A 25,833-nucleotide genomic window follows, 5' to 3' on the forward strand; every position below is an offset into this window, starting at 1 on the left:
CCTTCCGGCTGACTTGGCGACTCGTCGCAACTAAAACTCGTCGCCCGTCTCGCTAGCGACTTGGCTGGCCTGCAAGGCAGCTTGCTGCGCAGCAATCCAGCTCGACGCTTCCTTGATGACGACGCCGAGTTGCTCTTCGTTGTCGCAAAAGAAGTTCAGGGAGTACCCGTCGCGCCCGGTACTTTTCGCCTTCCAAGCCCGGCTGAGCGAAAAGTCAAAGTACTCGAAGCCGCTGGGAGCTTGCCGCTTCCAGATCGACGCAGCCACGGCTCCGCGGCGGATGGTTACTTCGGGTTTTACTTGTGGTTTGGTCTTTGTGTCAGTCATCGTTACCTCCTTGATGATGTTCAATAAATGCCGACCAAATAGCACGGTTTTTGATTCCCGTCAAATGCTGGGTCGCGACCCACCTGGTGTCTGGACAAATGTCCCCCGCCGAATGAGAATTGGCTGGAGTCGCTCCGAAGCGAGAATGGACGACGCGCGGGTAGCGGCGGATAGTCCGGTAACAAAGGCGATCACTTGAACCAAGTAACGAATAGCCCATCATGACCAAGCCATCATCAACCGGAAGTCGCCAACCATCGACTCTTCTAAGGCGTGCATGGCCTACGAGAAAGATGAATCGACCAGTATCAAAAAGTATTGCAGTCTGCGTGATTGCAATGTTCTTACTAGTCTCCGATGCGAACGCCGCTCTCATCCACTCGTTTACGCCGGATCAGGCATATTTGGATCATGCGGCGGCGATTGGTGGATCGACGGTATTCTTGGAGCGACTGAATACGTCCGGTGATTTTGTTTTCAATGCAACTGGTGTGCACATCGGAGGCGGTTGGGTGCTTGCGTCGGCTCACCAGGCATTGGCAGTGGATTTTGATCGCAGCTCGATTTACCCTGGGTTCCGCATCGGAACGGGGAACAACTATTTCAGCAATCGTGGATCAATTATCGATGTGTCGGACGTCATCATTCACCCTGACTTCCTTGACCTCGGTCGTGGCTTTGATTTAGCGCTTTTCCGTCTCGCCGCTCCCTTGCAAGGCGTACCTGCGGCAAGCCTTTACACCGGCACCATCGCGACTGGAATGGATGCCCACATAACGGGGTTTGGTTTGACCGGGCAGATTGGCGTAACCTTTCCCGCTATTGCCGATGGTAATTTGCGAGGAGGGATAAATTCAATAACACATTCAATAAACCCCTCCTTTGGCGATCCATATTTTTCCACCCGTGTCGATGAAAGGGGCTCTCAATTCAGAAGCTTGGGGTTTCTTCTCCTTCCAGGCGATTCAGGGGGTGGTTGGTTTATCGAGGTGAATGGCGAGTTGCAGCTTGCTGGCATTTCGTCCGCCGGCAATGCGACCGCAAATACTCATCGCTATGGATTTACTGGCGTTGCAACGAAACTAGACGTCGACTGGATTAATGCAACACGTGCAACGGCGATACCAGAGCCAAGTAGTTTGTGTTTGCTTCTCGTTGCGTCTGCGGCTTTAGCATCAAAGCGTCGCAGGAGAAGGTCACGTAAAGGCCGATGCTTCAAATCAGAGCAATGCCATAGTATTCATCATGAAAAACAGACGTTTTATCAATCATCACTAAGAAGCATTGTGGTATGCGTGATTGCAATGTTCTTGCAAGCACCTCAAGCGAACGCAGCCCTTATTCACTCGTTTACGCCCGACCAAGCGTACCTCGATCATGCGGCGGCGATTGGTGGCTCGACTTTGAGCTTTCGAGATTTGGATATGAATGGCGGTGTAAATACCAGAGCTGGAGGAATATATTTGGGTGATGGTTGGATTTTAGGTTCAGCACATCAAGCATTTTTCCCCACTTCATCCGGTATCTATCAGTTTGGAACTGGCAGAAATAACAGGGATGGCTCGGGAACTTTTCATAACGTGATTGAAACTATAATCCATCCCAGTTACCAAGCGGTTGGTAACGGCTTTGACCTTGCGCTTTATCGTTTGGCAGCTCCATTACAAGGGGTACAGGCCGCCAATCTTTACACCGGCACCATCGTCAATGGTATGGAGGCGCACATAACAGGGTTTGGAATAACAGGACAGATTGGAGTAACTTTCCCCGCCGTTGCTGATGGGAATTTACGAGCAGGTGTGAACGTGATTAACCAAGCACTTAATCCCTCATTCGGGTTCCCATATTTTTCGGCGGGTGTCGTAAATGGTGGCTCTAGATTTAGAGAACTGGGAATTCTTGGTGCGCCTGGTGACTCCGGAGGCGGTTGGTTTATTGATGTCAATGGTGAAATGCAATTGGCTGGAATAACCTCGGCAGGAAACGCAACTCCAAATTCTCATGGCTACGGATTTACAACTGTCGCTTCAAGGCTTGACGTCGACTGGATCAATGCAACCAGAACTACCGCAGTTCCCGAACCCGGAACCTTCGTATTGTTTGCTGTGGGATCGTCTTTGCTCGCTCTTCGCCGCAGGCGAAGGACACGACAAGATCAAGTCGACACACCGGATCTTCTCGAGAAGTCTTGTCCGCAGCGGACGCCAATGTATTCATCGATTCTAAAAAGTGTTGCCATCTGCGCAGCCGTGATTTTGTGTTCAGGAACTACAGCGAAAGCAGGTTTGATACTTGGACTTGATGCAGACCATATTGCGTATGCCAACGGCTATCAAAACGTTGGTTGGGTCGAGCATCAAAACTCTACCGGCAATTTTGAGTTTAACGCGAGTGGGGTCTTAGTTCACTCGAATTTCATCCTTATGTCAGCTCACCAAGCCTTGGCAATCGACAATGACTTATCGAGCTTGTACGGAGGATTCCGAGCTGGATTTGGTCAGAACTATCTGACTAATCCAGGAGCCAGTTTGACGGCAAGCGAGATCTTCATTCATCCGTCTTACAGCAGTCTTGGAAATGGATTTGACCTTGCTTTGCTATACTTCGAGAACCCATTTATCGGCGTTGCACCCGCAAATATTTTCAGCGGAACGGTAACGGCGGGAATGGACTCGGATATCGTTGGGTACGGACGGCTACAGTTTGTCGGCGATCCAAATTCAACCTTCACTGGTGATAGGCGGGCTGGTACTAATGTTATCAATGACATTTCGGCAGCCCAATTTGCAAGAACATTTCTCCTTCCTCCAGGATTCGATAATTATAGAGAACTAGGAATGGGTGGACGTTTAGGGGATTCCGGTGGAGGCCTTTTTATAAACGGAGACTTAGCAGGAATTTCGTCAAGTGCAGGATTGTCTTTTAATGTTGGAGCAGGAACAAGATATTCATTACTTGATCGGGACTGGATAGATACGACAATCGCAAGTCGCACTACAGCCGTACCCGAACCTGGAACCTTCGTGTTGTTTGCAGCTGGATCATCGCTTATCGCTCTTCGGCGCAGGAAAAAAAAAGCATGAGTGAATCGTATTTTACACAGCGGGAAGAAAGTTACTCTTCTTCTCGCTATTTGGTTTAGAGTCTGGTCTCATTTACTCTATTCTGGCAGAACTGTCCCTTGAGCCAGTCGTTCTTCGACTACGATGAAGCCCATTGCAACTCGCTGCCCAATACCTCTGACAGAAACAATACTCCCAACCAAAATCAAAGCCACCATAAGCCCATACTCAACCATGGTTGCCCCGCGTTCATTTCTGAACGGTGAAACTATCTTCTCGTCAAGTTCGTTATGCTGTGTAAGCTCCATAGCTGACCTAATCCTTATGAATGCGCTAAAACTTATACCAGTCAAGCAACAGCTAGACGTGGCGCGATTACTGTTAAGTTTTAATACTGCGGGCAAGAAGGGAAGATAACCGCCATCAACTCGCAAACACCACGGCCTGTCACCAATGGCGAGTTGCGCGATACGCCTCTCCTCCTAATCGCCCTGAGACTTAGAGACACAGCTCATCAAAGTCCTCGCCATCTTTCGTCACCAAGACAGGCTGGAACATGTGCTGGACGTCTTGAATCAATAAGTACAGCGTGCTCAGATCAGACAGCGCGAAGGATGATGCTGGTTTTGCTCCGGCAGTGCGTTTGGCGAAACGAATCACCAGGTCTTTGTCGTGCGTACCTCCTGGCTTGGTCCTGACGACGACTTCGATCTGATTGATTTGCCTAAAGTAGATGGGACGATCGGACATAGCGGACACTCCTTTGTTGAGATGCGATATTGCATTTTGCCAGTTGTGATCCGGTCGCCCCGCGATGTTGCATTTGCGATTGCATGGCGAATTGGCTTCCTCGGCAAACTGTGGTATTCCCGACCTGTAGGCGAGCAATCGCCGGTCGTCATGCATTTTGCAAACGTAGTTTTTCGGTAAACCGAGCGGCGATACGCCGATCGGCTAAGAGAAACACGCTGACGTCAAACGATTGGAGCGGCAGACCCCGGTAAACCAAGTCTCATCAGCTTGGCTAAGGGGTTCCTTGGATAAGGAATAGGCAGGTTCGCTACCCGCCATCAAACTGCTGCTCTTCGAGCTGGATTGCATCGAGAGGTGCTCGTCCAGTTCAAAGGAGGCTCGTTGGACTAATCCTGAGCGGTTCATGCTCGCTTCGTATGCGAGATGGACCAACGCCCAGAGTAATCCCTGCGTTCTATCCTATAACCCAACACGTGATCTCTTACATTACCAATTGAAGACGGGCGAGGCGGAAACACTTGATGCGTTCTTAACCGAACCATTGAGCCGTCAACGAACAAAGCAGGTGAGGCAACGGAATTGCCAAATCCTGTCGCGGGGACTGTGGGCTTTGGCGTTCTGCCAGAGTTCCTTTAACCGTGCTGGCGTGGGGAGCTGTGAACCTGGTGACAGGTCACACCGAGCAAGACTTGCTCGGGGACTGAACTAAACATTCGGCCGTGAATAGCTCAACCATGAAAGGCCTAACCGAATAGGTGAGGGAAGGCTTGCCAGTGAATCTTATGGGAGACGGTGCCAAACTGTGACACCACCGCTCTGGTCGGTCGGCGGGATGCTGATCAATGGGTACCCTGAACTTCTGCGTTCATAAGGGGAAATCGCGGGCCTGACGGCCAGCGGAAACTATGGCGTGCCGGAAGGCCGCACATACCAGAGAGGACTGAGGGATAATACCCTCTAACGACGTGACCCATGAGGTGAAGTTTGTTGGCTAACGCTGGAGTCTCTGCGGCTGCCGGAAATAGCGTTCCGGTGCCAAGCCTTGTCAGCTTGGTGTTTTTAATTCGCGTCTCATGCATCATGATCGTTTCGCCTTGGTGAAACATCATAAGTTGCCTGGCTTCGACGTGGAAAAATGCCGTAGAGAGGGAGAGTGGTCTGATTAGAAAGCTTCCGGGAGGAAGGCGGTGGTCTTGCCGAAGGGCAAGACGACGGATGGTTGAGCGATTGCTCGATCGACCGTCGCACGGCTGGCTGTCGTGACCCGTTCACTATGACCCAAGAGTGATGTCTTGGCCAGTGACGACGAAAGGACTGAGGAGCGTTTATAGCGACTCCAATCGTTTGACGTGCAAGCTGCGAGCATTGGCTTCAAGCCGTGTTCGCAGCGGACCCTTGGTTGGCAGCAGTGGCGGTTTCACGTGAGCGTTTCGGGAGAAGCGACCACCTGAAAACAGCAGACTGACGACGGACACCCCAGTTGCGTCTTGCAATTGCCGTGGGGTTCGGCGAAAGGTTTTGAGTTCGGGTGCTATGAATTGGGAGGGTACACTGTGGAATGCAGTGCAATTCCGCCCTTTGCCATCGCAAACGAATTTGCATGGATCGATTCATTCGATATTCATCATCGGTAAGAGGCCTTCGTATGGCTTCCCGGTGATTTGAATATTTCAATCGAGAGTGAATGATCCTGCCAGTCATGGTTTTGGCTTTCGGACGTTGAGCCTTCAATCAACGTCCATCTTTTACGTCGCCTTTCGCTCCGCGAAAGTTGCGAAACTTTGTCAGATGCTGTCACGAGGCAAATGACGATTACTAAAGTAAACTCAATAGTGGAGGAGTATGAAGTACCGTTGTGAAACAACATCAATCGAAGCAGTAGTCCAGTTGATCGCCGCGAGCTATCTGCGCCATGGATACTACTGGTATGTGACAGGGAAGATCCCTGCCAACAAGTCGATCGAAGCGATCGATCGGAAACTGATCAGCAAGTACGGAATTGATCTATCCGAGAAGGAGCGGTCTCGGCGACGGAAGCAGGGGTTGGCCAATGCACAATACCTTCGACATGATCGCTGGTTCATCCTGATGCTCACCGAGGGCCACCACGCCTTACGAGCGTCCACGGCCAAAGGTGGCGAAGGGGAAAACATCAAAGACTGCCGACGCATCCCCATACGAATCGGAGGCTATGCAATCTCCTACCGTCGCAGTGGAGTCGCCAGCAAAGGAGGCGGCCCGGTCAAATGGCATGCCCACGTACGAATGGACGGCGATACCTATGTGGAACTCAAAGCCCACTTCGACGCCATCGCAGTCCATCGCAGCCCCGAACAGCTCAGCCGCGAGTTCGCAGCCATCCCGTACGCTCGCTATGCCCCCATCCGCCGACAACTGCTCAACCTGCTCCGAAGAGTCAACGACCACCGCCAGCGACAGGCATTTGAACTGCTCCCCTACGCAGTTCTAAAGCTCCGCCGGACACCCGTGAAGGTCTACGCCGATTCAGTCGATGCCAGCGACCCAAGTCCCGTTGCCGTGCAAGGAGAATAAGTTTGTGTTTTATGCTCAAATTTGCGTTTTTCTCATCCTCGGCGCGATCGCCTACCTCCACCCCGAGACCAGCCAGTTTATCGCCATCGGCTGGCTCTGCATCGTCATCAATCGGATTTCGTAACTACCCAAAACAAGTGCCAAGAAAGGTGATGTCAGCCCCCGCCAACCTGAGTACAATCGAGGCTAGTTTCCCGCGACTTGCTCCCAGCCAGTTCTCGACTTGAAACACCGAACTGCTCACGCCAATCCGCAAGCATCCCAAGCGGCAGGGCGGAAGCCCTCCAGTATCAAGCCCAGTTCCTGCAAGAGCAACGCAGTAAGCCAAACCAACATCGACCACAAATTATCCAACTCTTATATGTCTCACACCACTAAACATCCTATCGCACGAGAGCAGTCCAGTCATATCATGCATATAGAACAGTGTACTATCATGACTCATGGCTTATGGTCCACGGCTTATAACTTGTAAGCCAAAAACTGTACTTGAGGCTAGACTTTAAGGTTTGTTACCTTTTGGTTTTTTGACATTTGTCTATTTTGAGATACCGTAATCTTGAAAAAATAGACTTTGAGCCTTGGGATTGTTTTTTTACACGGAGTGTGCAGATGTTCAAGAAGTTTGTGTTTTTGTTAGCGTGCTTGCCTTTTGGCTTAATTAGCCCGGGAATTATTTCTCAGGCGAATGCGGCTCTGGTCCATTCGATTACCCCCGGTCAGGCCTATTTGGATTATGCGGCGGTGATTGGTGGATCGACCGTGTTTATTGAGCGGTTGAACTCATCAGGTGAATATGTATATGGTGGTAATGGTGTGCATCTTGGCAATGGAGATTTTGGACTCGGTGCTCACCAACTGTTCGGTTCAGATGCTCTCATGTATTCTGGTTTTCGGATTGTAACGGGAAGTAACTATATAACTGATCGTGGTTCAATCTTCGACGTAAATGAGATTAAGATCCATCCCTCGTATAACGGACTTGGAAACGGATTTGACAACGCGATGTTCACAGTAAATCTAAATGGTCTAAACCTTGCTGCTTCCAATCTCTACACTGGAAGTATCGCCATCGGAATGGACGCGCACATTACAGGCTCTGGATTAACCGGACAGATTGGCGTGACATTTCCTGCATTTGCCGATGGCAATTTGAGAGCGGGTATTAATCGTATCAATCAAGTGGACTTCATTCCGGGAGCGGATCAAAATTACTATGGTGCATCCGTTATCGGAAACCCAGGCAGTGGAAACTTCCGCAATCTAGGTTTACTTGGCACTCCAGGCGATTCGGGTGGCGGTTGGTTTATAGATGTCAATGGCGAGATGCAATTGGCTGGAATAACTTCGGCTTCAAATGCAACTGCGAATGCTCATGGATATGGATTTACAACTGTGGCTACAAGGCTTGATATTGACTGGATCAATGCAAACAGAACAACAGCGGTTCCGGAGCCAAGTAGTATCATTTTGCTGACGGTGGGTTCAGGTATTGTTGGGTTGTGTCGGCGAAAAAAACGATGTCCAGCTGTTTAGTTACTTAGGACTATTCTCCAGCTCTACTTAGAGGTTTTTAGAAATTACCTTTTCTACTAGCCTCTTTTTAACTATTCTGGCTGCACCTCTCCTATTGCGTTTTGAACATAAACAAATCTGAGTTGCATCTGTTCTCCGATGCTTGATATCGTCACTATACTAACCACCAAAATCAACGCCACCATGACTCCATACTCAACCATGGTAGCCCCGTGCTCATTTTGGGCGAAATGCTTGAAGCTAAAATGATGGAAATTCAATGAATTACTAACAGTTTTAAAAGCCGGTTGATTTTCAATCTCTAGCGAGCTATCCACCTTATCAAAACCCGCAATCCCTAAAGGCTTCGTAACCAAGTCTTCAATCCAAGAACCTTTTAAAACACCATGGCGCAGAACAGCAGCCAAACGCCTCAACTCATAAACGCATCCGCCAACACAAAAGCTTATGAGTTGCCCGCTACGTTATATTGAATTCTCATAGACTCCAGATCGTCATCACATAGACGGATCTTGATTCGAAAGCAGCGATTGCAAGGATTATCCCAGGCAACAGTCACCCGCCCGCTCGAATCGCCCTGGTAGTCGGCGAGCCGCTCCTCGCCAGCTCGGGCTCGTCTGTTTCCTGGCAATTGAATGAAGGTGTTGGATGCTCTTCGGTTTCGTTCTTTTTCGGTTGAAGGCTTTGAGTCTCCGTGAACATCGCTCTTGCTTTGTCTTCCCTTGCTTTGCGGTTCTTCGCGACCAGTGCCTCGCCGACGGTTTCCTCATGTGGTTCCGTTCGTTTGCTGGGAAGGCCGTTTGGATAAAGTCCGTCTCGGATCTCCCGCAAGTTTGCCGCACACAGCACCAGTATCGGTAACGCACATTCAGCACAGTAGCTCCGTTTGAACGGTGTGCCTTCCTCCTGGATTGTCAAACAGCGATGACCGGGTCGAATGACACGCGATCGGTCTCGCCGACATCTGCGATCACCGCGTGCGACCTCCACATCAACATGTTTTAACAGACGCTTCGTGACTGGCATTAGAAGTATTTCCCCGCGCGACGCGATGCGACTTTGTCGCATAGTTCAATCATCAACGAAGGGAGCAGTTCGCTTGCGAGTTCCACGTCTTCGAGGCTCCATTCACTGCCCGATTTTGGTCGTCGGCCAATTTTCTGATTCAAGGTGTAGTAGAGCCAATACCGACACGCGGCCCAGTTCTTCTGATTGCGTAGCATCGGATGAACGCGTGAGACTTGGCTTCCCATGGATGAAAGTCGCGTCTTGCTGAGTACCATTCGAATCGTATCGTCAACTTGGTGATTCAGTCGAGACTTGGCTTGTCGCCTCCGCTCCTGCGGTCCCACAACGAGGGTGATGATAGGCTCGTCCACCGCAGCCTCGCAATCAGCCAACGATTCGGGATTCTCTGGCGTCATGTCAAGCTGAGCATAGTTGGATACCATCCCGTTTCCAATTCGCTCCCACTCGACCAACATCTCTTCCGGCGGTTCGGCTTCGCCGATGTTTTCATCGTTCGGTGTTTCATTTTGATTGGTGTCCTCTTTCGTTTCCAACTCCGGGCCACGGATGATGCTCGCCCAAAGAACTTGATCGTCCTTATCCAATTGCCGAAATTGATCCCAGTGCCGATCAGTATTCAGACCCACGTGTGAAATCACCACACCGCGATTGTCGACGTGGCCTGGTGCGTTCTGCTTGACGACTCGCATGATGCGTCCGACGAATTGCACGTAGGGCGAGAGGCTGCGAAAGGGCCGCAAGATGGCAGCGACGCTGAGGGACGGATGATCAAAGCCTTCGCCAAGCATTTGAACCTGGACGATTGCATCGAGTTTGTGTTGCCGCAGACGCGTCAATACGTGATTCTGTGTGGCCTTGGTTTGTTTGCTATGAATCTCCGCCGCCTTGTAACCAGCCTCGCGATAGAGTTCTGAGATATTCTTTGCGTGCTCGACTGAGCATGCAACAGCGATGATTTGATGCTGCATCGTCCCTTCGGAGCGTAGTTGCTCGCACGCCGCAACGCTATTGGAGACGATGTTGCGGTTACACTCATCAGCGAGTGCCACGCCTCGACTGAACCAAGTCTCTTCTCTCAGCCTGATGACTTGATCAAGCGTCGCCGTTTCGGACGAATCACCGAATGTGAATGACAGCTCGCACGGTGACACCTGCTCGGCACGAAGAGTTTTGATGTAGCCTCGGCTCATCGCACGGTGAAAAGGGTAACAGTACACTGGTTTGCCAGTAATCTCCTGGCCGTCGGAACGAAAAGGGGTTGCCGTCAAGCTGACGATTTTCGCGTTCGGAAAATGCTCCATCAACCGCTGCCAACTGTTGGCCGCGTTGTGGTGTCCCTCATCCAGTAAAATCATGTCAAAGAAGTCAGGCGGCATTTGTTTAAGCCAGCGGTTTCCCGCCTGGCCAATCTGCTGAACGTTGGTCACCACGAAATGGCTATCGATGCAGTCAGCGAAATTAGCACGCGGGCCATCGAGGACCGCTGCAAATGGCCCGATCGGCGATGGTCGCGCAACCCCGTGAGATCGCCAGAAGCAACTGGCACTTGCTGAGTCCACCGCAGAAAAAATGGCATCGCGAATGGTAAGATTGGGGGCGACGATGAGCACTCGTCCTCGTGCGATGCCAAAGGGCAGAATGCTGATCAACCCGGTCTTTCCTCCGCCCACGGGTATTTGAATCAGGGCCGGATCGAGTGATGCCTGAAAGTGTTTGCTGACGGCGGCGTATGCTTCGCGTTGCGGCTCGCGCAGTTGACGATTGCGAAGGATGCTGGGTTTAACTGCCTGAAATTGAAAGGAATGGTTTGATGTTGGTTTCACGTAGCCCTATTGCGATAATGCTGACAATAATACTTGACGTGTCGTATGCCAGAATCAGAGCATATTGTCAACTAAATCAGTGTGAAATAGGAAGGGATGGATATCGAAACCATTTCCATCCCTTTGTTTCGATGAAACGACTGCTGGACGTTATGCGGCGTGTACAGATTGATTGTTCATTAGCGTTATCTGATTTTCAATTAATCGAATGATCTTCGACGCTGTGAACTGGATCTTCCGAAATGATTCCCCCAAGAGTGCGGTACTGCCCTGGTGTAACGCAATGTAATTGACGCTGCGATCCAAAGATTGAACGCCGCATGCGTTGCAGACAACGAACCCAACCGACTCGGCCTGCGTTTCCAGAACCGGTTGGTTCTCCCGTGTCACACGTATTTCGCGATGCATCATCTCGTGCGCGAGTTCGTGAACAAGAACGCGAAACAGGCTGGCGTCATCTAGCCCTTGTCGAATCCTGACTTCACCACCCAATGAGTATCCTTGGACGTTGCTTGGCAAGCTCGCGAACACAAGTTTGATTTCCAGACACTCATAGACTCGCAACAAAGCGTCCAGATTACGTCCCGGATTTCCAAGAATTTCAGGCTGCTCCGACAGCGGCTTACCATCTGTTTGTGAAACATCGAAGACGTGGACCACACGGAACCCACGGACTGTTTCCTCAGCAGTGTCATTGACGTCGATCCCTTGTGGACGTTCTTCGATTTCTTGGCGACGGGCGATCGGTGCCAAGATCGCGATTCCAGGCTCGCCAGCCTTAACCCATCGGCTCCGCTTTTTCCACGCATGAAACCCAGCGACCAGAGTGGCATGAGGTGACTGTTTTGCGATCAGCATGACGTTACTAAACGAGTAGTGATGAAACATCGCCGTCATTTTCAATTGATTCTCAACGATGTCGTTCCGGCCTACCTCCAGGGCGCGGTGAAGTTGTTCGAGCGATTGGGTCACTGTTTGAATTGCATCTTGATGGTTCATGGTTGTCTTCCTAATTGGTCTCGCAGTCGGCATCTGAGAGATTTTTTTGAATGAGAAGCCTTGCCGCAGGTTACAAAGCCCGTGTCACGGCTGGTCAAGGTGGAGTCTTTCGCGCACGCGAAAGCAGCAGCGGCTCGAATGGCCGGAGGCCGTGAGAGAGAAGCAAGAGCTAGCGATTGCTTCAGCGGACCTTGATGCCGTGATAAAATCGAACTAGCCGACGAAAAGAGAGTAAGTACAATTTTTCCAAACAGCGATCTTCAGTGGCTTACTTCAATGGCGTCATCGGGCCGAAAAAGACATGCGGTACAATGGGATGTTGGTCAAATGGAAAGATGATCAGGGATTTGGATTCATCGCTCCGACCAATGGAGGAGATGACGTGTATGTTCACATCAAGTCATTTGGAAATCGCGACCGTCGCCCAGTCGTCTCTGACGCCGTGAACTATGAATTGTCAGCCGGTGCCGATGGCCGCTCTCAGGCTGTCAAGGTCGTGTTTGATGGAGAGTTGTTTACCGAGTCGCAGGCTACGTCGACCAAAGCGATCATTGGCATTGCGTTTCTCACTGCGATTGCATCTCTCGTGTTGATGGGTAAGTTGCATCAGGCATTTACGTGGCTGTATTTTTTAACCAGTGCCGCTGCGTTCATCGCGTATGGGATCGACAAAAGTGCTGCGAAGGCCCAACGAAATCGGATCTCGGAAGATAGCTTGCTCATCTGGGGTATCATTGGCGGATGGCCTGGCGCGTTGATCGGACAACAAGTCTTTCGTCACAAGACCGTCAAAACATCGTTTCAAGTTTCGTTTTGGATTTCGGTGATCATCAATTGTGCAGCGCTTGTTTTCGTTGCTTCACCATCGGTGCGTGAGTTCATAAGCTCGTTTCGCTAGAGGGTGCAAATGGAGGGCTTGATTGAATGAGACGCGTGAGGAGACCGCCATGGACTAGCGACATGGTCAAGTGAAATGGCCAGCTACGCAAGGTTGAGAAAACCGATTGAATGACTGGCCGACAGAACCGGTAAGTGCAATCAAGAACTTGGTGGTTTCGCTTTTTGCCTGAGATATGCCCGCATTGCCGCTTGTTCGGTGCGATGAGATGCGTGAGGTAAGTAGCCATAGAATTTTCCGCAGACTTGGCAACTGACGCGAATTCCATAGTCTCCGATTTCTTCGATCCATGTGCCAAGGGCAACACCCTGTTCCGTGCGATAGATCAAGGTGTGGTTGCACCTTCGATTGGGTTCCTGTTCGATAACGCTGACATCGTTAATAGAGAATGACTGATTCATCGGCTGATCCTTTTGAACACTCGAAAACCTTTTCAAAGAAGTAAGAACCAGACTTGCGTAACTGGGCCTTTGAGCGGCGCAAGAATGCGACACTCCATGGACCAGTTGGCGATGGTTGACCTGTTGGGAGGAATGAGAAGGATCGAGTCAGTGGACACTCAGCTATCACGTTTCGTGGCGAAACGCAAGCAGCCAGCCGCTACCAAATCGTCGATTCCGATCTGATGGATAGGGAGTCTGAATCCGAAACGATTACATGATCCAACACAGCGATCCCAAGTAGATCGCCCGCTTGTTTCATGCGTCGTGTGATTTCCAAGTCCGCCGAGCTTGGAGTCAGAACGCCGCTGGGGTGGTTATGGGCCAAAATGATACTGATGGCACCGACGAGGACGGCTCTCTGAAATACTTCACGAGGCGCCAGCGGGGCAGAGTTTGCACTGCCAATGGTCACGATGGAGTAGCTTGCGATCTGGTGTGCACCGTCGAGATACATTGCAACGCAGTGTTCACGGCTGTTATCCGTCAGCACAGACCGCACAAAATCAGCAACTTCAACAGCGTCGCTGATTTTGACTCGTGCCGTCTTGGTCGATTTGTAGTTTACTTTTACTTCGCGAATGAAATGGTGTCTTGTTTTTGGTTGTCGAGCGTTTTTCATAGTCCTCATCAAAGTGCATCACTGCGATCGGCAACAGTCGATGCGGTTCATGGAATTTGCCTGCCGTCGGCTTGACCAAGTCAAGGCACGGCAAGTCAAGGTGGAGTCTTTCGCGTAGCGAAAGCAGCAGCGGTCACGAGCGATCGGATGATCGCGAGAGGGAACCCCGAGCTAGCGAGGGATTCAGCGGACCTTGATGCCGTGGCACAATGAGAAATGCCGACGTGACTAACCATTTTTACTTCCATGGCTTCCTGCTGTGCGACACAAATGACGCATCCGTGACGATCATGTGGTCGATCACTGGTATCCCAGAAGACTTTGCCGCGTCGTCAAAGAGAGCGATGCAGTTGATATCGGCATCGCTTGGAACGAGGTTTCCGCTGGGATGATTGTGAACCAGAATGATGGACACAGCACCGACAATGTGGGCAGCCTGATAAATCTCTCTTGGATGAAAATGAACACGATTGGCTTGTCCGATCGCGATCACTGAATAGTTCATGATGTATCCAGCGCCGTCGACGTAGAGTGCGATCACGTGTTCGCGACTATTGTCTACCGTCACCGAACGAACGAAGTCTGCGATCGCTTCCTTCTGTGACGATAGAATCTTTTTGAACCCTGTCGTTTTGTACTGAACGATTGCTTCGCGGATGTAAAATTCTGCCGATTTCAGATTGGGCTTACCGGTCGAGCGATCCTTTGGTTCCACGCTCTCGGTTGTACGAGCGCCGATCATACTTGCTGCATGTTTATCTGAATCGTGCCACCACGCGACCATCGGCATGTTCGTCTGGTTCGACATTCGCAGGCATGAAACACCTCTCGCCTCCTTGCGTTGATCTTTTCTCAAACGGTTCACGCTCTCAATGGTGCGGCTACAGTTCGTAAGCACACAAACACGGTGGTTTGTTCGCAGGAAATCAACAGCCTGCATGATTTGGCCATGGACAGACAACCTGCTTTCGGCAAACTTTCCATTGATTTCGCAGTATTCCGATTCGGCTAACGAACTGATCACCCTCTTCGCCAATGAAACCCGACCAGCGGTATCTGGAAAGTAGTGAGCAGTTCGTTCCATGTCTTCCAAGACGCCGCTTAGTAGGACCAAGCAGGATCTGAAAGGTCGCGTGAAGTACCGCATGACAAAATCGGGACATCCGGGATGCAATAGGAACTCGGTGTCGCAAATTGCATACGCGTTGTCCAAACGGTCGAGTACTTTTTCGTCCAAGAGCGGGCTGTAGTTCTTCATTGGCGTTGCTGCTCACAAAGAAGGAATGGTTGCGTCAGGAGGTTGACGAACTCCATGAAATCATTTGGGAAGCGAACAATCCAGCGATTTTTTGGTGGCGTCGACATTTTTTTCAAATTGGCAACGATTGGCGGTCAGTGTCTGTGCCACCGGTCTGCCAAGTTCACCTGCTGGCGTTTGCGATGGCGAACGCTGCACGCTGTCGCAAACAGTTCAAGAAAAAAATTGCGAAAAACTTGACTGCGGAATTTCAATCGCGGATAATCAAGGAGGTTCACCGCCGTGGTGACCCACTCGGCCGTTGAGCTAGCCGAGTTTTGCTTCCTACGAACGGTCATAACCAGCGCACCCGTCCGCCAGCTCAACATCAGTTTGATATCCTTTCGTGACGAGACTTTTTTGCTGACAATTGAGACTTCCCAGCCGTGATATTTTTCCGACGGCATTGGGTATTGGGCACTTAGAACTACCAAGGCGTAAATCAATCTTGCGAATCATGCATCACAAATCGCTTGGTGAGCTTGAGTTAAATGTGAGATTGCCGCCTAGCACAGATCATTAAGAACAAGTCGACCGAAATCATTTTTGTGTGGTCGCAAATCCAAGAGCCGACATCACAGGTACCGTGATGATCGGCTCATTTCATTTTGTCGCTGTGTTACGGCTAAGTCTCTAAGGATGTGTCGAAATGTCCGTCGAAATGAGGTACAATACGACTCGCCGTGTTTCGCAATTTACTCAGAAATCAAGATTTGTATGAATCCTTCTTGTAAAGCAACATTCGTCTGTTTTCTTGTTGTGATGGCTTGTGGGTGCGTACAGTCGCTTCCTGATCCACCTCCGCTCGACCCTGACTCGATCATTCGTGGCGATGATCCACCTCCGCTCGACCCTGATTCAATCATTCGTGGCGATGATCCGCCTCCACTCGATCCTGACTCGATCATTCGTGGCGATGATCCACCTCCGCTCGACCCTGACTCGATCAATCGTGGCGATGATCCGCCTCCACTCGATCCTGACGCAGTCATTCCTGGTTCTGATCCCGCCCGCTGACTCCTGACGCGATCATTATCGATGTACTTGACCGTGTCAGGCTGCTAAAGCAACTTTTCTCGATTCCAAGCAGATGCCAATCGAGGAGTTGACGTTATCGTCTAGTTAATGAAGGTGAGTGCTAAATAGATATTCGCTCGACGATGTTGCGCGTAATCAACTTCTTGCGGCGATCGTAAAGTCGTGTCGTTCTTGGATCGGCGTGGCCGGCGAGATTTTGAACTTCTTCCAACGGCACACCTTGTTCGAGAAGATCGGTAATCGTCGTGACCCTGAATGAGTGCGGCGAAAGCCGTCGCGGGAGGCTGCACAGCGACATTCGCCGCTTCACCATTCGACCAATGTCGCCTGCGGTCATCGGCTTGACCGAGAGTTGTTTTGCACGTCGAGAACACGTTGTGAACAACGGGGATGGATCGTCTTTTCCAGGCTGAACGTCAGCGCTTCGTAGGTAACTGAACAGCAATGTTTGCAGGTCATGGCGAACCGGAATGTGGCGCGACTTGCCTCCCTTGTCGATAAAGTGAAGGCAGTACTGATCACCCGCGTCGTAAAAGTCCTTGACCCGCAGCTTGGAAACAGCACCCACTCGTGCCGCTGTGTAGATGAGGATGCAAATGATCGACTTGTCGCGGAGCCCGACCACGTCGCTCGTATCAATCGACTTGATCAATTGCCGTGCTTGCTTGATCGATATTTCCGGCGTCCTTCCTTCCAGCACCGTGTATCGCTCTCCCCGAACGGACAACGCAGGATTGAGCATCACCGCGTGACGCATCACCAAACGATCAAAGAAATGCCGCAAGGCAGCGAGCACCTGCTTTTTGCTCGCAATCGCCAGCGGGAGAGAGGCCAGATAGATTCCCACGTCCGCCGGGGTGATCTTGGCCAGTTCAATCGCTCTGGTGTCGCACCAAGCGAGGAATTTCACGACGGAACGAAGGTAGGCACGACGAGTATGCTCGCTTCGAAGGGTTGCGAAAAAGAATTCATCCCACGCGAATCTCGCATTATGGCCCGCCGTAGCCACAAGGCTGGGAACCATCTGCTGAGATTGTTGAACCAGTGATCGGGACATCACTGGATAACGGAGCTAGCCATGAAAAAACTTGGGCATTGGCAACCGAGGAAGCCCCATCGATGTGCGCGATCCCAGCACCGAATCGCAAGCTGCGGTTCAAAGCTGCCACAATCCCAATCGAAGTTCCGATTCCAAACACTAAGCAAGAATCTTGCCGAATGCAATTGGTTAACCGTTCGGTCAAAGTCGTTGGCCCAAATATCAAACTGCACCGGATTCCAAGGCCACAAACCGTTCGCATTTTCCAACGAGGGAAAAGCACTCGCCAATCGAATTATGGCCGCGTCGCTGAGTCGTTCCATTTCTTACTACCTCCATCATGAATTAATTCAAAGAACTGCGACGAGGTATAGCGCATGATAAAGGACATTATCAAGCATAAAATGAATAAGCTGTCAGCGTGATGGCTTGCATGCTTTCCGTCATGCCATAAAGCGGTTAGGAGTGCAAACTTGACGTAAGTCTGTGCTCCATGCAAGCTGGGCGGTGCGCAATGCAGAAGGCCATCTCAAGCTGTTTGAGTGCCTCAGTGCTTAGCGGCTCAGTCGGCAAAGAAATACGAATTAGGCCGCTATCATACGCGGTCAAAAATATCGAGTGATCAGAAAATACTTGCTGCAACCGGCTCGAATCCATTTTTTGATCATGCCTGGGAAGTTGTAACAGCAGAATTCCGCTTCGAAAATCATCTTCGGGCAATATCACATCCCATCCAAACTCATCTGCGACACATATCACTTGTTGAGCATTCAGTAGCTGAGCCGCCATCGACCTTACCGTTGGCGATAAGCAACCTATCATTGCACCAAAAGCTGAGAACAGGGGACATAGGTTTACCGTTTCAGACAGTACGCTCACGCTACCGCGAAGTTGTTCGGTGAATGCCAACAGCCCGTCGTCGATGTATGAACTGCGAGCAGCACGATCGATACCATTTTCAATCGCGAATGCATGGCATGCGTTTGGAGCCACGCCAATACCTAACGGCGAATAACTGCCAAGCCATTTGTGAGTTCCAGCGACAACCAAATCAGCGACTTCACAATCGTCTTTAAGCGGCACATGTCCTAGCCCTTGCGCAGCATCAATCAGCACGTAACGAATCTCTCCTCCCATCTTGCGGATTGATGTCACGATTTTAGCAACTGGGAGCCTAGTCCCCAGATGATCCACTGCCGGTAAAAAGAGACCGTCGCAGCCTTCGGCACAGTAGACCAAACACAGACTTTCGCAAAACTCTTCGACGCTGACACCATGGTCGTACACTGGCCGTCGCATACTTTTCACGAAAACAGAATCTGACTTGGCGTATGCCGCCTGATGTAACTCATGAAGGTATCTCGGCCAGCACGTGTCAACCGTCATGCATCTCCGACAACGCTTGAACAGTTCTTGCATGCCGAGCCTAATTAGCGTAACGGAGCGGCTAGACAAGCACACTCGCGAACCCTCCGGTGCACCGAACAATTTAGCAATAGTTTTATCGAATGCGTCGATCCCTTGCCACAAGGACAATAGCTCAAAGTCATCTGCAAAGCCGCCGCCACTTCGTAACCACTCGATCAATTGCGGGTGCGTCGGAGCTGTGCTGATTAAGTCAAGAAATTCATGGAGCGCCCGTCGGGCATTAGGGGAAAACTGCCCGAGTCTCGCTGAGTCAAGATAAATGGGATTTGGCAAGCGTGGCTCCTTCTAACAAGAACCCACCATTCTATGCTTTCTACCGCCGCGAATCCAGCAGATCTTTGTAGGCTTGTGAGTAAACAGCAAGACGCTTCCAGCGTTCTTCGGCAGCTTCGACAGCGTCAAAATTAAATCGCAGCACAAAGCGAACTGTGCGACACTGATCATCCAAAGTCTGTTCGCCAACAGCGTGGCTGCCGTAAATTCCAAAGTCGCTTAACAAATCAGGTTCACTTTCGAGCGCAGATTCTCGAACAAGCTTGATCCACACACCGTGTCGAAAGTGTTCGTTGATCCAGCCCAGAAGCGGTTCACTTGGGAGTTGTTGTTCATTCGGCCAGACGGAGTCACTGAGAATAACGATCCGTTCGATATTCAATTTCTGGCTGTCAACAAGTTGAAGATTCAGTTGTGTACTGTGCTTACCGGGTCCATCCTGCCAATAGTGCGAACTCTTCACCCAAGCGACCGATCTGTAGAGAAAGACATGATGGCTTCGAAGCAACGCTTCATATACGATTCGCCAACTTTCTGTTCCTTCAAATGTCAACACACCGTCAGCGATCATTTGGAGTTCATTCGTGCCCGCAGAGATTCGCTGCATTGCAGCTTCGCGAAACACTGGGTCTGGAATCTGGCTAATCCGTTTTAGAGCTCTTGCGCTCGCTAAGTACTCCGCATAGATCTCCTTGTCATGAGCAATTGCAAAGGGTAGGTCAATTGCATGCTCACTTTCCAGCCGTGTTCGGTCTTGCGGGCGACGAAATAACAGGCCAATTGTCAAGCTACACAGGAAGGCGACGTAAAGAAGCAGGATTTGAGAATTCCACGCATACAAGCCGATTGCTGGGAGCATCGCAATTGCGATAAATGCAAACCACGGCAACGAATCGTAGAACTTAGATTTTCCAGTTGTCCTCATGTTCATGAAACTACGACATCTACTTGGGAAAAGCAAGTTACCATATCAATTTGGTTGTTAGACTGCCGTTGTATTTTGAAGCATGGCTGGTCGTTAATAACACCGCGAGCCAAACCTAGCCTATTACGGATTGTTGTTAGCCAAGAAACGGTGATTCACCGCATCCTGGGCATGCGAGCCGACGCTGCTGCTCAAGATACGCCTGCCTTACCGCTTCGTCATCCTCGTTGGCGACAGTACCGAACTTCGTACCACATACACCGCAGGCGACATGTGTAACCGAGCCAACGATTACTTCGACCCAAGACTCCTGCATCTGACCGTTTTTTGATTTGTGGCAAGGAGTGTGCTGACAACACCGAACTGCGTCAGAATCGATTGCAATCTTTTGCCTAATTATTCCGTGATCTATCATAGTAAGTAATTCCTGTAAGAAACCTTCACAACTGAAACCTTTTTGCGACCAGCCATGGTGTACGACCAAAGCTGCAAAGCCCAACTAACCAGTACCAGTAACAACAAAGAACCTTGGAGACGAATTCGACAACTATCACAGGCATCGCGTGTCGTCAAATAACGCAGCCGACGAGCGAGCTTTCAACAGAAAGTGCCTGAATTGTTTAGTGCTGAAGAAGAGGATCAAGAGTTCGTGGAGACAAACTCACCACGACGGCGTCCGAACTCGCATTAGGCTCGGCACTCGTTGTCAGGCAATGGCACTGAGTCGACTCTAATGACATTCGTTGTCACAATTCGCGAAAACAAAGAGGTGTAGCAAAGAATTTTTTCCATCGCCAAAAGCTTGGTGGACACTCGTCTGTATTGAACCGAGGTTTTGAAGTTTTCAGTCCAAGAAGAACCACCAGCGTGTTCGGAATTGAGATTGATCGGCTCCGCTTTTTAAGGAGTACGGAAAGAAGTGACTCCTCCATTTGGGTGAACCTTGAACGCCGAAGCCGAACCGTTGTGGCATTAATTGCGCTCAGACACGCGTCTAGAATCCGGCTGCAAATAAATGCAACAAGTAATCTAGTCGATCTCGAATAGTGGTGCACTCTCGAGCAAGTTGCATCGCTTAGGAATTAATGCGGATCAGCTTTCGTCCTTCTTCTCAATTGTACCGTGGCGATGGCAACTGCTCACCAGGACTATCGGATGAATAGTTTAGATCGGTAGCAGTTCCGGCCTTGGGAACGGAGCTGCCTGTTCTCTTCGATTCCGATGCTGTGGTGGGTTGCGAACTAGGAGTCGCGACTGCTGGAATTCCAGCGTTAGTACAGGTGTCTCTAACCGTAACGTCAATCTCCATCTTACTGCCCAATTCACTAACTGGCCAAACGTCGAACGTCACGTAAAATGTTGCTATAAGCTTGATTCTATTGACGCCAGCGGGAATATCGATGCTGGTGGGAAAGGTTCCCGTTGCATTGCTGCTAAACAAGAACGATATCTGGTCTAACAAAGCTTGTTCGTCAACGTAAAGGTGCGTACCGTCATCTTGGATATCGATGGGCAGGGTATCTATTTCTGGGGCAATCGTGACCGGTTTACCAGATGGGTCAACTGCAGAAAGACGTGCAACGATTCTCCCGGTGGTCGGTTTCAACGGAAGCGGCTTGGGATCATATTCAAGCTTCAGTTTGTTATTTCTAATTGCGGGGAAGGTTAGTCTACGAGAATTGCACTGTATGCAGTAATCGGCTATCTTTTTCTCAACGGTCAGCTTCCATCCAGACGCAGGCTTTTTTGCGGCTTTGGCTTCTAAATCCAAACGATTGGAAAGTCCGGACGGCGTGCCAACCCGAAGGTGAAACTTGTCTCCTGAGAGTTCTTTCTTCAAGCCTGCGATACGAACTCGAATCAACTCCCGGCTGAGCACTTCCACCTCGTCGGTGCCCAACGTGTCACCTTCGACTCCGCCCAAAATGACATGCGTCAAAGTTGGATGGAAGTTTCGACCGGATACAAAGAACTCTTGAACGTTGTTGTCTTCAGTGGAAACATAATCCAGGCCGTAGTAGTCAAAGAGCACTGGTTGGAGCTGCTGATCGCCACGATGAAACAGATCCGTTCCTGACAAAGAATACTCGTAAGGAACGCTGCTAGTGTGTGTCTGTAATGACAGCATCTTCTCGAGTTGTTCGATGCGCGATATTAACCTCGCAGTATCGCCGGGCCGAATACAATGTTCATCACCGAAACCACACAAGCAATTTTGCGCTTGATGCACACGAGCTCCTAAAGCGATCATTTCTTCATAGCTGCGTTTAGTCACGCCCGGCTTGGTGAGTTTCTCCCAATTGGTTGTGATGTCAAAGTCCACTTGAGTCACGAAACTGGGCATGGCTATCAAGACTTCGCACTCGCGAACTCCAGGCTCCAATTGGCGGTGGCGAAGATCGTAACGTTCGGTCGGACCGGTAGACCAGATTGTTCTCGCCAGCGCGGCGATGTTTGACGACTCGGTCGGTGGTGTTTGCACGCGGGGGCGAAAGTACCAACCAAATGTGTCGTTTCCGTGGGTGAATCCGACAACAGTATGATTCAAATCGATAGTGGCAATGTCTAACCCCAATGCGCGACTGGCGGCAATACGTTGCCCAAGCCCAAATCCACCCTTGGCGACACTTATTGCAAGCGCGGTTTGCAACTCGCGTCGACGATTCAACACGTCGAACGAGTTCTGCTCTTCAACTTGCGGATCAAGTGCGAATACGTGAATCGGAAATGCACCTTCTACCATCGTCCTCCAGAGTCGCAAAGTCGTATCGGGATTGACCTCGTAAGCAAAAAAGTAGAATGTGTCAGCATCGAATTCTGAGAACGATTCAACAGTGATCTTTCCCTGACGTCGCAAGTCACGAATCAAGCGTTTCATGTTGAGGTCGGTTACGCCCGCCTGGGAGGCGACCAACCAACTGATCGACACAAACTCTTTGTCATATTCGTTCAACATCTGGTTTCGCCAGTTCCCCCGCTGAATTGGACGATTCCGGGTCGCATCGATCGACTCTCCAAGCTCGGTCGCTTCTGCAAAGCTTGAAATCAGTTCGGCTTGCTCGGCATATTTATTGCGTTCTTCCAGAGCAATGTGAACCTTGAAGAAGTACTCTGTGAGGAACTCACGTAATTCACGCATCTTTGGTGCGATGCTGTGCCCTCGTTCTTCGAAGTATCGTTCCGCCACTAGGCGAATGCTGTCAACATCATACGCGTTTTGGTTGATCAGCACGATTGGATAGTCGACGTCGCCCCTCAAATCTGAAGCATTCGCCGGCGTATTGGCGAGGGATAACGAGACAGGTATTTCTGTAGACTCCAACTGGTCAATAAGTCCCAATGCATTGTTTCCGAGCACCTTGTTAAACATTGTGTCAAGCGAACGCTCCGACAATTGACTTATAAATGCGCCACTCTCCGTTTTTGCAAAGTCCCCTTCCATAAAAAGATTGACTTGCATGTCCGCTGCAATCCGATGCGCCGTAATCGAGTTGCTCCCAATTTGACGTAGTTCATCGACGATCTGGTTTGGTTCGACATCTATTAGCGCAAGGAGGTTTACACCAGTGGCTTGGTTATCCGCAATGCACTGGCTAATTTGGCATGAATTGGCAACGTTTTCGACGCGAACTTTCGGATCCAGATTTTCTCTCGGATTTCCACATTGAGCACGAACCGCGTCCGCCACGAGGTTGCCCGCGAAAGCTAACTCAGCCATCAGATCGATCAACGTTTCGTCCTTGCTTCCACACGTCAATATGGAGTCTGCTTTTTCAATCACTGCGTCCAAAAGCTCAAAGTACTTGTTAATAGGTTCGCTGTTCAGGGACGAATTAAGAGTCTTGAGTTTCAGCGATTGGACCTTCAGATTATTGATGAGTTGAATTCGATTTTCTTCAAGCTGAGTCTTTTGTCCCCATTTCGCGAGAACCCGAGGCGTGACCGCGTCAACCAAGTCCGCGATGAACATCTTTGAGAATGCATTGCGCGTGTTGGCTTCATCGATATGGAGCCGTGCTCGCATAGAAACCAACGCCATGTAACCCTCGTGAGTTTCGCGGCCTGGCAGTACGGAAACCGGAACGCGAAATTTATATAGCCCGTATCCGGCACCTCGCGCGGTGTCGTCGCCCATGTTGCGACGACGAAGAGCTTGATTGACATTGATGAAAGTCGATTTCTGACGTTCTAGTTCAGTGGGTTCCACGCCCACGCCAGCTTTTGAGGATCCGGCCAGCTTGACCGATTGGGCTAAGTCGACAAGTTTCTTAAAGTCGGCTTCCGAAATGTCGATCGGCTTCGAAGCGTCGGCACTCAATTGAAGTGTCGCCCCTTCGACGCCCGAAGTAGTGGTACGTGTCAAGCCAGGCGGTACTACGATCTCTCCCTCCGTGCTTGCCAAACCAAGAGTCGTCGAACTTTGCACTTCCAAGGCATCGCTACGGGCAACGTAAGCCTGCAGAGTCGCTTCGAAGGCGTCGACAGACTTCGCCATCTCCTTGTCGTATTCCTGGATGAAGTGGGTCAAGCTAGTGTCACCCCAAACATCGGGTTGTTTGACAGTGATACTTCCATCGCGACGAATTGCGTCTTCGATCTCCGTAACCTCTTTTGCCAGCGATAATACCGAACACGGCTCCGGGTGCTTTTCGACGTGCTGTGTGTGGCGTTGGCCAAAAATGGCATCCAGGCGATCACCGTGCCGGGTGTCAGGCATGTACTTTCCGCTTAGACCACAGCCAATTACAGCGGACAGAAGCACGCTACACGTTGTCAATACGACCGCAGACTTCATCTTATCAACCCGTGCACCAAAGATTTACTGAAAGTACCGCCTAGAACGATTGAAGCGGTTCTTCGCTGTAGGTTCGACGCAAAGGCTTCGCTGCGGACTCTACGATCAGATTTTTTTAGCCACTTTTCATCTGGATGAGGCCTGTTCTAACGGTTGCAGAAAGTTTAGGGGCAGCGGGTCGATGTCAGCCCACTCGTATTCCGAAGATCAGATAGAGTATTGGTAATGTGGCTTTACCATCAAGTTGACATGGCATTGAGTTTTCGAGGATCCTGCCCATGGCAACGTGCCTAAGGAACTCATAAGTTTCCAGGCTTATATAAGTGCTTGAGTTACGCTATCGAGCTCGATCACTTCTCCCCGTACGACAAATTCACTTTGGCCCGACTTTTCGCCCATTGCAGAGAAGGGCACCTATTTTGAACTGCGTACCATCGTTGCTTGGCCCGAAGGCACCGTGCCGGTTTCACCGACCGCCGCTGCCCAAACTGCTCGAGAACGTACTATCCGATACAAACCCGTGTTGAATACAACGACACGCTGTGATGCAGTGTAAATTTGGTCGATCCGTTTAAGCTAGATCCAACACCTTGATTGGAAGAGTATCGCTGCCATGGCAACCTCGACTACGACACCGCCAGAAACTGGTGTCTTTAACAATCAACAAATTTGAATGCCCAATGCCATCGCCAAACTTGACAAAGGGTTGGGCCGGAGTGATTTTAGCTTTGCATTTTGTAGAACGCCACCCATGGCGCCAGCCGCCGCACTCGTAGATGTCTTTGCCAAATTCCGCTATCGGATATGCATTGCGAGACCGAAATGTAAGCTTATGTTCACGTGAGTTGTTTTAAAGTTTGGTTGGGCACTCGCGAAGCACTAACTCATAAAGCCCATCAAAGTCGTATCTAGGGATGCCATTGTGCTCGGCGGCCGAGACGGCAACAACGAGATGCTAGGCCAGCTACATCTGGTTCCTGCCTAAGTAATTCCATG

Annotated in this window: 21 protein-coding genes; 5 read left to right on the forward strand and 16 right to left on the reverse strand. The window is 50.4% G+C overall.

What is annotated here, in order from left to right; genetic code table 11:
- Positions 1–30: 30 nt before the first annotated feature.
- Entirely contained in the window at positions 31–327 is a 297-nt protein-coding gene (locus SH302x_RS13265) for a hypothetical protein (protein WP_479369161.1), read from the reverse strand.
- 293 nt (positions 328–620) lie between these two features.
- Between SH302x_RS13265 and SH302x_RS13270 the strand changes: the two genes are divergently transcribed.
- The gene (locus SH302x_RS13270) at positions 621–3,410 is read left to right on the forward strand and encodes a trypsin-like serine protease (RefSeq protein ID WP_479369162.1); all 2,790 of its coding nucleotides are present in this window, start codon (positions 621–623) and stop codon (positions 3,408–3,410) included.
- Positions 3,411–3,487: 77 nt separating this feature from the next.
- On the opposite strand, the gene SH302x_RS13275 is transcribed toward SH302x_RS13270, so the two are convergent.
- Both SH302x_RS13275 and SH302x_RS13280 read right to left on the reverse strand, forming a co-directional pair.
- A complete protein-coding gene (locus SH302x_RS13275) occupies positions 3,488–3,697 on the reverse strand; it encodes a Flp family type IVb pilin (RefSeq protein WP_479369163.1) in 210 nt (69 codons plus the stop codon).
- Between the two features lie 190 nt (positions 3,698–3,887).
- Positions 3,888–4,139: a hypothetical protein gene (locus SH302x_RS13280; protein WP_479369164.1), complete on the reverse strand. Its 252-nt coding sequence runs from the start codon at positions 4,137–4,139 to the stop codon at positions 3,888–3,890.
- A 1,845-nt stretch (positions 4,140–5,984) separates the two neighbouring features.
- Between SH302x_RS13280 and SH302x_RS13285 the strand changes: the two genes are divergently transcribed.
- Together SH302x_RS13285 and SH302x_RS13290 are read left to right on the forward strand one after the other, a co-directional pair.
- Positions 5,985–6,695 carry a hypothetical protein gene (locus tag SH302x_RS13285; protein WP_479369165.1) on the forward strand — a complete coding sequence of 237 codons (711 nt, stop codon included), beginning with the start codon at positions 5,985–5,987 and terminating at the stop codon, positions 6,693–6,695.
- A gap of 612 nt (positions 6,696–7,307) precedes the next feature.
- A complete protein-coding gene (locus tag SH302x_RS13290; protein ID WP_479369166.1) occupies positions 7,308–8,231 on the forward strand; it encodes a PEP-CTERM sorting domain-containing protein in 924 nt (307 codons plus the stop codon).
- A 71-nt stretch (positions 8,232–8,302) separates the two neighbouring features.
- On the opposite strand, the gene SH302x_RS13295 is transcribed toward SH302x_RS13290, so the two are convergent.
- The 4 genes from SH302x_RS13295 to SH302x_RS13310 all read right to left on the reverse strand — a co-directional run bounded on the left by SH302x_RS13295 (position 8,303) and on the right by SH302x_RS13310 (position 12,082).
- The gene (locus SH302x_RS13295) at positions 8,303–8,638 is read right to left on the reverse strand and encodes a Flp family type IVb pilin (protein WP_479369167.1); all 336 of its coding nucleotides are present in this window, start codon (positions 8,636–8,638) and stop codon (positions 8,303–8,305) included.
- A 148-nt stretch (positions 8,639–8,786) separates the two neighbouring features.
- The gene (locus SH302x_RS13300) at positions 8,787–9,257 is read right to left on the reverse strand and encodes a hypothetical protein (protein WP_479369168.1); all 471 of its coding nucleotides are present in this window, start codon (positions 9,255–9,257) and stop codon (positions 8,787–8,789) included.
- The gene (locus tag SH302x_RS13305; protein ID WP_479369169.1) at positions 9,257–11,083 is read right to left on the reverse strand and encodes a DEAD/DEAH box helicase; all 1,827 of its coding nucleotides are present in this window, start codon (positions 11,081–11,083) and stop codon (positions 9,257–9,259) included. The genes SH302x_RS13300 and SH302x_RS13305 overlap by 1 nt, the downstream gene beginning before the upstream one ends.
- A gap of 150 nt (positions 11,084–11,233) precedes the next feature.
- Positions 11,234–12,082, reverse strand: coding sequence for an ArdC family protein (locus tag SH302x_RS13310; RefSeq protein WP_479369170.1), 849 nt, complete (start codon positions 12,080–12,082; stop codon positions 11,234–11,236).
- 301 nt (positions 12,083–12,383) lie between these two features.
- Between SH302x_RS13310 and SH302x_RS13315 the strand changes: the two genes are divergently transcribed.
- Positions 12,384–12,980 (forward strand): DUF1294 domain-containing protein, encoded by a 597-nt coding sequence (locus tag SH302x_RS13315; protein ID WP_479369171.1) that lies wholly within the window; start codon positions 12,384–12,386, stop codon positions 12,978–12,980.
- A 140-nt stretch (positions 12,981–13,120) separates the two neighbouring features.
- Here the strand turns inward: SH302x_RS13315 and SH302x_RS13320 are convergent, their stop codons facing one another.
- From SH302x_RS13320 to SH302x_RS13330, 3 genes are all read right to left on the reverse strand, one after another.
- Positions 13,121–13,381: a hypothetical protein gene (locus SH302x_RS13320; RefSeq protein ID WP_479369172.1), complete on the reverse strand. Its 261-nt coding sequence runs from the start codon at positions 13,379–13,381 to the stop codon at positions 13,121–13,123.
- A 199-nt stretch (positions 13,382–13,580) separates the two neighbouring features.
- Positions 13,581–14,042 (reverse strand): JAB domain-containing protein, encoded by a 462-nt coding sequence (locus tag SH302x_RS13325; RefSeq protein ID WP_479369173.1) that lies wholly within the window; start codon positions 14,040–14,042, stop codon positions 13,581–13,583.
- Between the two features lie 238 nt (positions 14,043–14,280).
- A complete protein-coding gene (locus SH302x_RS13330) occupies positions 14,281–15,300 on the reverse strand; it encodes a JAB domain-containing protein (protein ID WP_479369174.1) in 1,020 nt (339 codons plus the stop codon).
- A 756-nt stretch (positions 15,301–16,056) separates the two neighbouring features.
- On the opposite strand from SH302x_RS13330, the gene SH302x_RS13335 reads away from it, so the two are divergent.
- Positions 16,057–16,356 (forward strand): hypothetical protein, encoded by a 300-nt coding sequence (locus SH302x_RS13335; protein ID WP_479369175.1) that lies wholly within the window; start codon positions 16,057–16,059, stop codon positions 16,354–16,356.
- 121 nt (positions 16,357–16,477) lie between these two features.
- Here the strand turns inward: SH302x_RS13335 and SH302x_RS13340 are convergent, their stop codons facing one another.
- The 6 genes from SH302x_RS13340 to SH302x_RS13365 form a co-directional block, all read right to left on the reverse strand.
- Positions 16,478–17,434 carry a tyrosine-type recombinase/integrase gene (locus tag SH302x_RS13340; protein ID WP_479369176.1) on the reverse strand — a complete coding sequence of 319 codons (957 nt, stop codon included), beginning with the start codon at positions 17,432–17,434 and terminating at the stop codon, positions 16,478–16,480.
- Positions 17,434–17,739 carry a hypothetical protein gene (locus tag SH302x_RS13345; protein ID WP_479369177.1) on the reverse strand — a complete coding sequence of 102 codons (306 nt, stop codon included), beginning with the start codon at positions 17,737–17,739 and terminating at the stop codon, positions 17,434–17,436. Before SH302x_RS13345 ends, SH302x_RS13340 begins: the two co-directional genes overlap by 1 nt.
- Positions 17,740–17,875: 136 nt before the next feature.
- Positions 17,876–18,715 carry an aminotransferase class V-fold PLP-dependent enzyme gene (locus SH302x_RS13350; RefSeq protein ID WP_479369178.1) on the reverse strand — a complete coding sequence of 280 codons (840 nt, stop codon included), beginning with the start codon at positions 18,713–18,715 and terminating at the stop codon, positions 17,876–17,878.
- Positions 18,716–19,157: 442 nt separating this feature from the next.
- Positions 19,158–19,976, reverse strand: coding sequence for a hypothetical protein (locus SH302x_RS13355; protein ID WP_479369179.1), 819 nt, complete (start codon positions 19,974–19,976; stop codon positions 19,158–19,160).
- 202 nt (positions 19,977–20,178) lie between these two features.
- Entirely contained in the window at positions 20,179–20,358 is a 180-nt protein-coding gene (locus SH302x_RS13360; protein ID WP_479369180.1) for a hypothetical protein, read from the reverse strand.
- 795 nt (positions 20,359–21,153) lie between these two features.
- Positions 21,154–24,759, reverse strand: coding sequence for a hypothetical protein (locus tag SH302x_RS13365; RefSeq protein WP_479369181.1), 3,606 nt, complete (start codon positions 24,757–24,759; stop codon positions 21,154–21,156).
- Positions 24,760–25,833 lie beyond the last annotated feature (1,074 nt).

Source organism: Njordella calcicola, from assembly GCF_056494125.1.